8 protein-coding genes are annotated in these 11926 nt (G+C 63.3%); 3 read left to right on the plus strand and 5 right to left on the minus strand.

Annotated features, from left to right (window positions below; genetic code table 11):
• Nucleotides 1-74 precede the first annotated feature (74 nt).
• The 5 genes from FYJ85_RS00740 to FYJ85_RS00760 form a co-directional block, all read right to left on the minus strand.
• On the minus strand, nt 75-1151 hold the full coding sequence (locus tag FYJ85_RS00740; protein WP_106053124.1) for a LacI family DNA-binding transcriptional regulator: 1077 nt from the start codon (nt 1149-1151) through the stop codon (nt 75-77).
• A 177-nt stretch (nt 1152-1328) separates the two neighbouring features.
• Complete coding sequence (locus tag FYJ85_RS00745) at nt 1329-3557, minus strand: transglutaminase-like domain-containing protein (RefSeq protein ID WP_154416669.1); 2229 nt, start codon at nt 3555-3557, stop codon at nt 1329-1331.
• A gap of 1 nt (nt 3558) precedes the next feature.
• Nucleotides 3559-4902 carry a DUF58 domain-containing protein gene (locus tag FYJ85_RS00750; protein ID WP_106053126.1) on the minus strand — a complete coding sequence of 448 codons (1344 nt, stop codon included), beginning with the start codon at nt 4900-4902 and terminating at the stop codon, nt 3559-3561.
• Nucleotides 4899-8195 (minus strand): intermembrane phospholipid transport YdbH family protein, encoded by a 3297-nt coding sequence (locus FYJ85_RS00755; protein ID WP_154416670.1) that lies wholly within the window; start codon nt 8193-8195, stop codon nt 4899-4901. The genes FYJ85_RS00750 and FYJ85_RS00755 overlap by 4 nt, the downstream gene beginning before the upstream one ends.
• Complete coding sequence (locus FYJ85_RS00760; protein WP_154416671.1) at nt 8192-9067, minus strand: formyl transferase; 876 nt, start codon at nt 9065-9067, stop codon at nt 8192-8194. The genes FYJ85_RS00755 and FYJ85_RS00760 overlap by 4 nt, the downstream gene beginning before the upstream one ends.
• Before the next feature lie 270 nt (nt 9068-9337).
• Here FYJ85_RS00760 and FYJ85_RS00765 point away from each other — a divergent pair, with 270 nt between their 5' ends.
• The 3 genes from FYJ85_RS00765 (at nt 9338) to FYJ85_RS00775 (ending at nt 11924) form a co-directional block, all read left to right on the plus strand.
• Nucleotides 9338-10024 carry a hypothetical protein gene (locus FYJ85_RS00765; protein ID WP_106053129.1) on the plus strand — a complete coding sequence of 229 codons (687 nt, stop codon included), beginning with the start codon at nt 9338-9340 and terminating at the stop codon, nt 10022-10024.
• 9 nt (nt 10025-10033) lie between these two features.
• Nucleotides 10034-10993 carry an ABC transporter permease gene (locus FYJ85_RS00770; protein ID WP_106053130.1) on the plus strand — a complete coding sequence of 320 codons (960 nt, stop codon included), beginning with the start codon at nt 10034-10036 and terminating at the stop codon, nt 10991-10993.
• 118 nt (nt 10994-11111) lie between these two features.
• Nucleotides 11112-11924, plus strand: a complete 813-nt coding sequence (locus FYJ85_RS00775; protein WP_106053131.1) for a biotin--[acetyl-CoA-carboxylase] ligase — start codon at nt 11112-11114, stop codon at nt 11922-11924.
• The last annotated feature ends 2 nt before the right edge of the window (nt 11925-11926 follow it).

Below are 11926 nucleotides of genomic sequence, written 5' to 3' on the forward strand. Positions count from 1 at the left end.
ATGGCAGCTATCCCGGGCAGAGCAGCCATCTGATTGATTTCGGGAGAAAGTTCGGGTCTCTTCAGAGCGGCTTTTCAGTTCTCCAGCAGAGACCTCTTTTCCTTGGCGGCGGCGATGCTGCCGCGTTCGACAAGCGTCGCCCGGACTTTGTAAATCCGGCTACATACGCCGGATTCCCCATTCAGGCATTCCAGCAGGGTCCGAGCGGCAACTTCCCCCATCTCTCCACCGGAGAAGGAACAGGCGCTCACCGGTGGAGTCATGCGGCGAAGCGTCGGGTTGTCACTGAAACTGACGACGCTGATGTCGCCGGGAATCCGCAATCCGAGCTTCCAGGCGGCATAGGCGATCTCCTCCGCCCGGACATGATCATAGCAGACAACGGCCGTCGCGCCGTTTTCAAGCACGCTGCGGCGCAGAAAGAGCTCGGCGGAAGCCTCCTCCATTCCGGTGACCTCTTCCGGCAGCCAGATTCCGTGCCGCTGCAACTCTTCGCGCAACTCGCGTTCGCGGAGGGCCCCCGAATAATGTTGCCGGGGATCCCCGAAGTCGGAATGAACCGCGTAATAGGCGACATGCTCATGCCCGCGTTCGGCCAGAGCTCCGATGATCAGGGCGGCCGAATGCCGCTCGTCCACCTGCACGCCGACTCCCCGGTCGAGATGAAGTCCGTTCACGACGGCATAAGGAATCTCCTTCCGTTCAAAAAAGGCCAGGAACGCAGGATCGCTGATGTTGAAGAGCAGCGCACCCGCAATTGGAAACGGCACGGTGTATTCCTCCACCCGGTAACGCTCCAGAAGATAGCTGCCGGTTGCGACGTAACCGCTGCTCCTGATCCGGCGGATAAAGCTCTCTTTCGCTTCCCGGATCGTCTCCGACGCATCCCTGACCGGGTCGAAGACGGCAATGATTTTCGATTCCCGACTCCGCATCATCTGCAGAAACGGATTCGGACGGTACTCCAGCTCGTCCGCAGTCCTCAGAATCGCTTCCCGGAGCTCCGGGCGGACGGAAAAATTCTTCCCCTTTCCGCTCAGAACCCGGCTGACGGTCGATTTAGAACAACCTACCCGTCCGGCGATCTGTTCCATGACACCGGCAGCGGAGCGGGGGGCATTCCCTTTTCCGGCCTGTTCCACTCTATTCATATGGCTCCCGTTCGTTTATGCATCAAGCAACTGGTTGCTATTAATTATAGCAACAAGAACACGCATTGTCAAGAGCTGTTTGAAAAAAATCAGCAACTAGTTGCGCAATGGTGCAAAAAAACATCACCGCACGGCATGCACGGTGATGGCAATCCCATTCGAATGGCGGCCCGGCGATCAGTCGCGGGTCGAATATCTCCGGACCAGGTACCCGTTCAGGTAATTGGTCAGCTCGATCCGCCGCGGCGGCGGCATGGTCGGGTGGCGGTCGACGATGGCCAGCAGCTCGGCGGCGGTCGGAACCTCCTCCTTCGGAATCACTTTCTGCCTCCGGAGCTTCTTCAGCAGCTTGAAATATTCCTTCTGGATCTTCCGCCGCTCCGGCGTCAGGTGGTCGGAGAGACGCCGTTTGCGGCGGTAAAGCAGAATCCAGATCAGGAAACCGAAAACAAATCCGCCCAGCGTACCCCAGGCCGGATGCGTGACCAGATAGAGGAGCCACTCCCAGACGAGGGCGAGCGCGGCCATGGTCCCCTCGGCGAAATGGCCGCGGCGCAGGCTGCTCAGAACCTCGAACCAGGCCAGCCGCAGATAATCGCCGCGGCTGCTGAGCTGTTCCTGCCACGAATCCGGGCGCGCCGCCGGCGTCGTAATGCTCGGCGGCGTCGTATCGACGACGACCCAGCGTTTGTTCTGGCGGTCGAACGCCTCGACCCACGCATGCGCATTGCCGTAGCGGGCGATATAGTATTTGCCGGAGGGGTGCCGCTCATTGCAGATCACGCCGGTCACATACCGCGTCGGCACTCCGGCGCTGCGCAGGATCAGCGCGGTCGCCGAAGCGAACAATTCGCAATGCGCCCGCCGGTGCTCGGTCAGGAAATACTTGACCGGGTCGCTCGGCCGCCAGCGCGGCCGGAACCGGCCCTGCCGGCGGCGCGGATTCACGGCTCCGCCGGCCAGTCGCCCCACGGTGCGCATGCCCATGCGGAAGCCCGGGCGCTGCTCGAACCGGCGCTCCATATCCTCCGGAACCGGCCGCCGCCGGGGCCGGTAGTCGCCCTCCTTGATCGGTTCGGACTTCGGCCCCTGCCAATCCAGCGAATATTTGAACTCCCGGTCGAAATACTCCTGAAGCTTCATGAACCGTTCGGCGTCGGTCGGATAATTCGCAAGTTTCAGCTCCTCGACGATGCCGTCGGTGACGGGCTTGACCTCGCGCGGAACTTCGAGAAACTCCTTGCCGGGCTTGTCCGGCAGCTGCATGGCGCTTTCCTCGTCCCTGGTTTCGGTGAAAACCGAATAGCCGCCCTCGCGCACGAACGCCTCTACCTCGATGCGGCCGTCGCGGAAACGAAGGACGCGGGAGGCGATCAGCGCCATCGAAACCGTATCGCCCGGAATCATCAGCACGTTGCCCTGCAGCGACTCGTCCGGAAAAATATCCCAGGCGTTCGGCGTTTTCTCCATGCGGATCACCGAATAGAGCTGGTCGGCCGAAAGCGACCCCTCCGAAATCGTCGTGGGCAGCGGCGTCCCGAGCGCCTCCTCCGAACTGTGCCAGATGCCGCGCTCGTAACGGTGGAACGAACGGCTCCGCAGATAGCCGGGCGGCTCGTCGCCGACCGCCCGCAGCGCCACCCGGTCGGACATGGCCAGAAACTCCGGCGACATGCCGGTCATGAGGTTCGGCGTCGATCCGAACTGCGCGGCGTTCCGGCCGGTGGTGTAAAGCTGCCGGATGCCGATCCGCAGAAGCGCGTTTTCGAGACTTCGGAACAGGTTTTCGTTCTGGCGGTACCCCCAGTACTCCAGCCAGATGAGTCCGACGATCGCCGTCAGTGAAAACACCAGCAGCACCGGACGCTTCCAGTTCGCCCTCTTCTGCCCCGACCGGCTGCCGAACAGGATCGCCAGAATCGCAATCGTCATTGTCCCGCCGAAAAAGTAGGGAAAGGCCGCGACGAGCTTCGACACCTCGCCCATCCGTTCGGAGGCGAGTCCGTCGAGCCGGATGTCGCCGCCGAGCCCGAAGGCGAGGATCGAGGCGGCGGCGGCCATGCCGATCGCGTGCCCGCGACGCCGGAATCCGGCCGCCAGCGCCCCCAGGTAAAGCACGAACGGCACCGACAGATTCGGGCGCGAAAAGATCGCCATGAAGCCGAACCGGTCCTGCTTCAGCGGGGCGAGATAGTTGCCGAACAGCGTGATCGCCATCGCGAGGACGGTCAGGTAGATGACCGACCGGTCGCTGACCCGCCATCCGGTGGATTTCAGCGACGCGACCACGAGCAGGATGATCGTGATGACCGTGATGTGCGGCAGATCCGCAATCGCGCTGAAGTAGAACGCCGCCGGCAGCAGAATCGCCGCCGACCACAATACGATTTTTCTGGATTGATCCATCTTACAGCTCCCTCACCATGCCGGTCCGCACCGCTTTCGGAGAAAGCGCGAACCAGTCGGGCGGCAGGTCCGCGGCCGGCTCGTCGGTAATCAGAAACACCCGGAGGGAAACGCCGCTCTCGCGCAGTTTCTCCACAAACTTCCGGCGGTCGTCGTCGTCCCCGATCAGGACCACTACGGCGCCGCCGACCTCGGAGAGATCGCGGAACACGTCGGCTTCGAGCTGCGCCAGCGCCGGAACCGGGGACGCATCGATGCCGCTTAAGATATCGCACACGGCATCGAAACTCGTGGTGCCCCGGCCGGTTTCGAGCCGATGCACCTCGGGACCCACGGCAAACAGTTCGACGGCGGCTTCGCCGCGCGAAAGGTATTCGGCCAGCGCCGCCGTCAGCTCCAGGGCCGCTTCGAGGTGCTCGGATTCCCGCGGCGTGCGGTGGAGCTTCCAGAACTTCACAGGCGGCACATACGTATCGGTCACCAGCGCGATCCGCTTGAGCTCATCCTCTTCGAACTCCTTGACCACGAAGGAGCCGAGCCGGGCGGTTCCGGGCCAGTCGATTCGCCGGATGTCGTCGCCGTCGCGATAGTCGCGCACCCCCATAAGCTCCATCGACTCGCCGATTTTCGAATAACGCGCCATCCCCTCCGCCTGATTCCGGGCCCCGAGCGGAAGGGTGAATTTCGACAGCGAGGTGAAAGCCGGATAGACCGCCAGCAGCCGGGCGTCGCTGCGCCAGCGGCAGCTCCACTTGATCAGGTTGAACGGGAAACGGGACTCGACCCGGGTCGTGTAAATCAGATAGCGCCCGCGCCGCTTCGCATAAACCACGCTTTCGAGCTTGACTTCCGCCCTGGGAGGCAACACGCCGACCGCGGCATGCTTTTCGATCGTGAGCCCGGACGAATAATTGAACGGGTCCGCACAGAGGTCCCAGGCCGGGAATTTGCGCCGGTTGCGCAGGATGAAATGGACCTTGAAGGTCGATTTCGCGCGCACCCGGTCCGGCATCAGCCGGACGAGATCGACGCGCGGCCGATACCAGAAGCCGAGGGACAGCTCGACCAGAAACACCGCGAGGAAGATCAGGACCATGAACCGCATGGGAGCATCCATCGCCACGGAAGCATAGGCGACCAGCATCGCGACCACGGGCAGCAGATAGAAGCCGACCGGAGAAAGGAAGAGGCGCGTGATCCCGATAAACCACGCGAAGAGCGCCAGCGAGCTGGAACGGTATTTCCGCTGCGTTCCATTCCGAAGCGCATTGAACTGAAATGTCTCCGGCCCGTCCAGGAACCGGCTCATTTTGCGCTGGATATATGCTTCCAAATTCAGATTCACTTCTTCTCCTTTGCCTCTTTCTTGCCGGGGATCCGGTAATTGACGGTGAACTCGATTTCCCCGTCCAGCCCGAACGCGGCCGGATCCACGGAACGGATCAGCCGCCGGTAGTTCTCATCACGGATCTGAAGCTGCCCGGGCCTCCCGGCCGCCGACAGACTCAGCAGCCAGCCGCCGCCGGACGCCTCCTCCAGGCGGAGCCGCAAACTGCGGCTGTTGAAATCGCGCAGCAGATTCAGCAGAATGCGCTGGCGCGCCGCCGACCCGGAAGAACCGGCCTGCACGAACGGTTCCAGCGCTTCAAGCTTCAGTTTGCCTCCGGCAGCCGCAGTCAATTCCGCCGACGCCAGCGCCGGGGGCCGCCCGTCGGCATGAATCCGCCAGAACAAGGTGCCGTCCGCGCGGCCGTCGATCAGGTCTCCGGGGAGGCCGAGGCTCCGCAGCAGACCGGCCCACTCCAGGCCGCGGACCACGATCCCGGCGTCCGCAGCCTCCGTACCGGCGCGAAGCGTGAAGGGGGCGGCGAGCCGCGCCCGGCCGCCCCACACCGTGCCGCCGGCGCTTAAAATATCGCACTCCTCGGGCCGGAGCAGCCGGAACGAAAGCGAACCGTTCCGGATCGCAACATCGTCGAGCTTCGCCTCGCCGAACCGGAATTCTCCGCCGGAATTCCGGCTCCGGGCACCGCCGCCCGGCAGCCGCAGCGTCCCGGAGAGCCGTGCTAGCGCCAGACCGTTGCCGGAGAGCGAAGCGTCCGCCGGAGTGAATTCGCAGCTCCACTCCGTGCGGGCAGGCAGAAATTCGAACGTCCCTTTTCCGGCCAGGCCGCCCTTGAGCGACAAGCCCGCGGCCGCGGGCAGGATTCCGCCGAGCGGCAACGGCGCCGAAAGCGTGGTCGGCTTCAGAGAAAAGTCGCCGGAGGCGCGCCACTGCTTCCCCCACGAAAACTCACCGGTCCAGAGCAGAGCGCCCTCCGGCCAGAACGGCGAAGCCGCCTGCCCGGCCAGGCGGAAGGTTCCCCCTTCAAACCGCACATCGCCGGAGGCGCTCTTCAGCAGGCCGCCGGGAACCGTGACCGACCCGGCCCGGAACGAACCGTTCCCGGTCACCGCGCCGTCCCGCCACACCAGCGGAATCGCCGCGGAAACCTGCTCCGCCCCGAAACCGCTCTCGGAAAAGCTTCCGTCCGAGAAGGAGAAGCGGCCGCTGCCGCCCTCCTTGTCCCGGTTGAACACCAGCACCTGTTCTCCGGCCCTGAGCTGCCGGACAGCGGGCTGTTCCCCCAGACGCGCCTCGAAGCCGGTCAGTTTCGCCTCCAGAGCGCCGACCTGCGAGTGATCGAACGAAACCCGGCTCGACAGCGCCTGAAAACTGCCTTCGAGGTCGTGGCTGCCGACCGTTCCGGCCGGCAATTCGAGCAGCGCCGTCCACCGCTCGGGCAGAAGCTCTGCTTCCCGCAGCTCACTGCTCCAGGCCGCATGCGCCTTCGGCACCGAAAAGGTTCCGCCCAGTGCGGAAAGCGTCAGCCGCCCCGTATCCATGCGGCCCAGAAAATTGTCGCCGGGCGTGATCGCGTTGCGGTCGAACCTCAGCTCGAAAACCGGCATCGCGGCGGAAATCTCGCATTCGGAATAACGGAAAAGCGCGTTTTCCGCGCCGCCCGCCGCCCGGAATCCCTGAACCAGCCAGGCCGGCGACAGCTCCGCATAGCCGGAGAAGCGCAGATCCCGGAACTCCCCGGCGCCGAACATGGAACGGACCGGATTCACACGCCGCACTTCAACGGCGCCTTCGACCCGCAGCGGCATGCGCTCCGCAGCGGCCGGATCGAACGTGGAGTTGAACCGGCCCGAAAATCCCTCGAGCTTCAGCTTCGGCACGCCGCCGCCGTAAAGGTTGACCCCGCCGAGCTCCGGCTCCAGAACCAGCATTGCCTCCCGCTCCCCCGTCTGCCGGGAAAAGCGGAAGGAGACCAGCGCCGATGATGCGCTCCAGGCGCTCTCCGGATTCGGCCATTCGAGCTTCGAACTCTTCAGCAGGCCGGAGAGCTCGAAACTCGAAGCCTCCGGATTGTCGTAATCGAAATTCCAGCTGCCGGTCAGCGTCCCCGGCAGCGCGGCCAGCTCCTGCTGGCTCCCCGGCGCCCGGAACTTCACCGACTCGAAGCCGAACGAAAAATCGATGCTGCCGTGCGAACGGGAGCCGCCGCCGGAAATCCGCGGCGAACGCCAGATGCAGTTGAATTCTCCGCACGGCAGCTCACCGCTCCAGCGGACCGCCCGGTCCGAACTTTCGGACTGGCGGAACATCCAGCTGCCGTCCCCCCGGTCGTAATGGCCGTCGATCCGCATGACGCCGGTCATCTCCCCGACCGGCGGAGCGTTCACGACCGAAAACCGGATGACGGAATCGGCGCCCCCGGTCACGGTCAGCGCACCGAGCGGCAGCTCCAGCGGGCGCCGCAGCGAGGTCTCCGGCAGTGCGACCTCCCACGGCCGCTCCGCGCCGTACCAGCGGAACACCGCCCGCCTGCCCGGGGAAATCTCCCAGACGCCCCCGGACACGGCAGTCCCTTCCGAAAAGGCAAGTTCGCCCTCAAAGGAGCGGACCGGGTCGGGCCTGCCGAAATCCAGCTTGAGAACTCCGTCGACATCGAACGCCCCCGAAAGCGCGACCTCTGCGGGAATGCGGCTCTCGACCAGTTCGAGCAGTTCCGTCGTCGCCCGCCCCCGCAATCTCAGTTCGGCGGCGCCTGTCTGCGGACGGTAGCTGCCGCTCGCGGCCAGCCCCGGGTCCGGCATCGAAAACTCGATGTCGAAATCACCGTCCGGGCGGCGCATCCACTTGAATTCAAACGCAAAATCCCCTTTCCTGGCCTTCCGCCGGAAAGAGCCGGTAACCGAAAACTCGGCGGGCAGCGTTCCCCGGCGCGCCGCCCCGGCCACCAGCGGCAGAAGCTGCGTGATCCGTCCGATCTCGACGCCCGCGGCGGATACCGAACGCGGCACGCCGTTCGCATCGAGGCCGATCTCGAGCCCTTCGCAGCCGGCGGCGACTCCGTCGTCCGCGCGATACGAGATGCGCCGGATCAGAATCCGGTCCGGCGACTGCTCTTCCACCTGTTCCGCCTCAAGCCCCTTGATTGAAAGCAGCATGCGCTCCACGGCGCGGGCCGGGGAGTGTTCGAACCAGAACCAGACGCCGCCGCCGGCAGCCGCCAGCAGCACCGCCGGAAGGATCAGCAGCCGAAGCCGGCGCCGTCCGCTGCGGAAGATGTGCCGTTCTTTCGTCATGACAGCAGCCTCCTGCCGTCCTCGCCGTATTCCACGGTGCGGACCGGACGCCACTGCCCGGCCTCCCGGAAACAGAGCCGCCCGCCGTCGAGCCCGAAGCGGCCCGCCGCGAAATCGTCAGCCACGCGCGGAAAAACGACATGGTCGCCGCACAGCTTCAGCCGCTCCAGGTTGTGAGCCGCCACTTCGCGCAGCCGGTCCCGGTACGGAGCCCGCGAACGGCCGGCCTGAATCGCGGCAAGCGCCTCCGGGGACTCCCCGCAGAGCTCGACCGGCATCGGGCGGGAGACGCCGAGAACCGGCCCGGAATCCATCTCGGCTTCCCCGCTGCCCTCGAACGGCTGGGCGAGAATCACACTGCTGCGCAGCGCCGGATGCCCGGCCAGAATCGCGGTCTCCACCGGCTTGAAATGAAGCCCGGCCAGAATCCGGCGGCCGTCCGTTTCCACCGTGAGGTCTCCGGGGTGAACATTCAGGCACGGCAGGTCGGCCGTGATGTTGCAGAGCGGAACGAAACCGGCCAGCACGCCGAAATCGATCTTCCACGGCAGGACGAGTTCCCGCAGCGCCTCGGTCCATTCGGAACGGATGGCGCGGCGCCGTTCGGAGACAAGCGAGATCGCCGTCTCGCCGCGGGCGGCGTAAAACGCCCGGATGTCATGCTCGACCAGCGGAATGTTCCATGCGGCGGCGAGTTCCCGCGCGCGGCTGTGCTCCGGCGCGTCGGTGACGATCAGCGCCGGGACAAAACGGCACTCCGGATGCCCGGCATGGTAGCGGAACAGCGCCTCGGCATTGGTGCCGGTTCCGCTCATGAACACAGCGGCCCGCGCCTGGCCGTTCCCTGCGCCGGGAAATATATTTGTTATCATCAAACTGACTCTTATCCAAAAAAACGACAATAAACGACTGCGGTTCCGGCCGGAAGCCCCGTCATTTCCGCCGGCAAGACCGGCCGGAGATTCCGTCCATATCTTTAAAATGCAGTTTTTTTCGGATTCTTCAAGTAAAATACGGTTTTTTTTTGAAGTTCGGCGCGATTTTTATTTGCTTGTCCACCAAATCCGGTTATATTTTAAGCAGCTTGGAGTTTATTTCTCTGGAATTGGCATCGTTGTTACAGATAAAGGGAGATTTCGCAAATGGGCATATCGAAAGTTCTGAAGTCCGGCCTCATTCTTCTGGCACTGGTCGTCGCGGCCGGAGCGTACGCCGCTCCGTGGTTCGCCAACGGCCCGAAGCGCGATGTGGTCACACTCGTCATGGCCGGAAACTACAAAAGCCCGCGGCTCATGGCGGAGCTGATCCTCTACGAAAGCCGCCAGCCCTACCTGCTGCTGCCGACGCCGGAGAGCAAAGACCAGAAAATCATCTATGTTCAGGCCAAGGGGCCGGCGTATGAAATTCCCGAAAAGAGCCTGCAGCAGTTCGTCCAGTTCCTGAATCCGCGCCGCATCGTCGTGCTCGGCGACGACCGTTACGTCCAGCCCAAGTTCGTCAAGCTGCTCGACCGCAGCATTCCGATCGTCCGCATCGAAGGCGACGACTGGAACCGGATTGCGGAGGAGACCACGCTGCTGCTGAGCCTCAGCAACCTCTCCGGCGACTACAAAAAGCTGCGCGAAGAGCTTATGAGCAAGGGCAAATTCCTGCGCCCGACGCCGCGGACCAGGGCCGAGCAGCTCAAGCCGGTCGCCCAGACCGAAGCGCCCGCCGAGGATGAAGTCGCGGCGGTGGAGGAGGAGCTCGTCGAATTCGATCCGGCGCCCGCCGCTCAGGCTCCGGAGGCCAAGGCTCCGGAGGCGCAGGAGCCGGCAACCGCGGAATAGGGATTACGCATGTTCAACTATTTCAAGATCAGTATCAACACCTTCAAGGAGTCGGTCCGCGAGCCGATCTACTTCCTGATGCTGCTCGCGGGGCTGATTCTGATCGGCAGTTATCCGTCAGCGGCGCTTTTCGTCTTCTCCGAGCAGTTGAAGCTCGTGGTCGACAGCTCCATGGCGACAGGGCTCATCTTCGGGCTCATCGTCGCCGTGCTCTGCGCATCGCACACCGTAGCGCGCGAAATGCGCAACGGAACCGTGCTTCTGCTGCTTTCGAAACCGGTCTACCGCTGGACGTTCATCCTCGGCAAGATCACCGGCATCGGCGCGGCGGTCACGCTGTTCACGCTGCTCTGCAACCTTGCGACCATCACCTCCGTTTTCATCGCGACCGACCAGTTCCGGTTCGACATGACGATCTTTTTCTCCTACTACGGAGTCCTGATCGCGATCTGCGCGGTCGGCATGATCTTCAACTTCTGGCGCGGCAGCTCCTTCCCGGAGATCAGCACGTATGCGGCCACGCTGCTGATTCCGATCATCACGGCCGTCTGCATCCTGACCCAGGAGCGGCCGACCGTCTCGCTGACCGACCTCAGCTATGCCCTCGTGCTGCTGAATTTCGCCGTCATCGCCATGTCGACCATCTCGGTGGTATTCGCCACACGGCTCGACATCGTGGCGAACCTGTCACTCTGCACGACCGTATTTTTCCTCGGGCTGGTCTCGAGCTACCTGTTCCAGCGCCAGACCGACTCGGAGCTGCTGAACGCCCTCTTCCAGTTCTGCTATGCCGTCCTGCCGAACTGGCAGTATTTCTGGCTGGCGGACGCGGTCGCAGTCAACCGGCCGATCCCGTTCAGCTATGTGGTGGACAGTCTGGTCTACGTCGTGCTTTACGTGTCGATCTGCTCGATGTGGGCGGTGGCCATTTTCCAGAACAAGGAGATCGCCGGCGACGGCCGGGTCTGACCGCCGCGTTCCCGGTTCTGCACGGAGATGATAAAAGGGAGGCGCTTTGCCTCCTTTCTTTTTTAAACACGCCGGCGCGCTTTTTTGCGCCGCATCTGACTGCCGGAGAAAAAATTCCATGCCCGACTCCATTCAGCCGAATCTCCTCATCCTCGACGAAGTCGACTCCACCAACACCTATGCGAGGGAACACTTCGACGATCTGCCCGACGGCACGCTCGTCGTCGCCCGGCGCCAGACGGCAGGGCGCGGCAGGCGCGGCCGAAGCTGGCTCTCCCCGCCCGGAATCAATTTCACCGGCAGCATTCTCCTCAAGCGCCTTGAGGACGGATTCCATGCGGGGTGCCTGCTCGGGGTGGCCGCGCTGTCGCTCCTGCGGGAACTGGCGCCGGAGCTTCCCGCCTACCTGAAATGGCCGAACGACATCTATGTCGAAAACCGCAAACTCGCCGGGCTGCTGAGCGAAAGCGCCCGGATCGAGAACGGCCGGGTAACCGCCGTCGTCTCCGGAATCGGCATCAATGTGAACCTGCCGTCCGATGCGCTCAAAGCCATCGACCAGCCCGCCACCTCCCTTCTGGCGGAGACAAACCGGGAATTTAATCTCGATTTTTTCTCAAAAAAACTGGCAGAAAGGCTGATTCGATACTATATTATCTATTTAAATAGCGCCGGGTTCGTTATCCGCGAATGGATGGAAGCGAATCTTCTGGTCGGCGAAACGCTGACTTTGACGGATCCGCTCGGGAAGGAGCATACCGGCGTGTTCCGCAGAATTCTGGAAGACGGCGGCATGCTGTTCGAGGAGAACGGCGCCGAGTTCGCATTCAGCTGCGGAGACGTGAAGATCGACCGGAAGTCGGTAGATTGGGATCAATTGAAAATAAAAGCACTCAGGCATTCGTACCATTACAAACAACCCAAGGAATAAAG

The organism is Victivallis lenta (assembly GCF_009695545.1).
Classification (GTDB): Bacteria; Verrucomicrobiota; Lentisphaeria; order Victivallales; family Victivallaceae; genus Victivallis; species Victivallis lenta.

Coding starts and splice junctions, on each gene's coding strand:
- FYJ85_RS00760 (WP_154416671.1), bottom strand. CDS start 9,067: ATGATAACAAATATATTTCCCGGCGCAGGGAACGGCCAGGCGCGGGCC.
- FYJ85_RS00745 (WP_154416669.1), bottom strand. CDS start 3,557: ATGGATCAATCCAGAAAAATCGTATTGTGGTCGGCGGCGATTCTGCTG.
- FYJ85_RS00740 (WP_106053124.1), bottom strand. CDS start 1,151: ATGAATAGAGTGGAACAGGCCGGAAAAGGGAATGCCCCCCGCTCCGCT.
- FYJ85_RS00775 (WP_106053131.1), top strand. CDS start 11,112: ATGCCCGACTCCATTCAGCCGAATCTCCTCATCCTCGACGAAGTCGAC.
- FYJ85_RS00770 (WP_106053130.1), top strand. CDS start 10,034: ATGTTCAACTATTTCAAGATCAGTATCAACACCTTCAAGGAGTCGGTC.
- FYJ85_RS00755 (WP_154416670.1), bottom strand. CDS start 8,195: ATGACGAAAGAACGGCACATCTTCCGCAGCGGACGGCGCCGGCTTCGG.
- FYJ85_RS00765 (WP_106053129.1), top strand. CDS start 9,338: ATGGGCATATCGAAAGTTCTGAAGTCCGGCCTCATTCTTCTGGCACTG.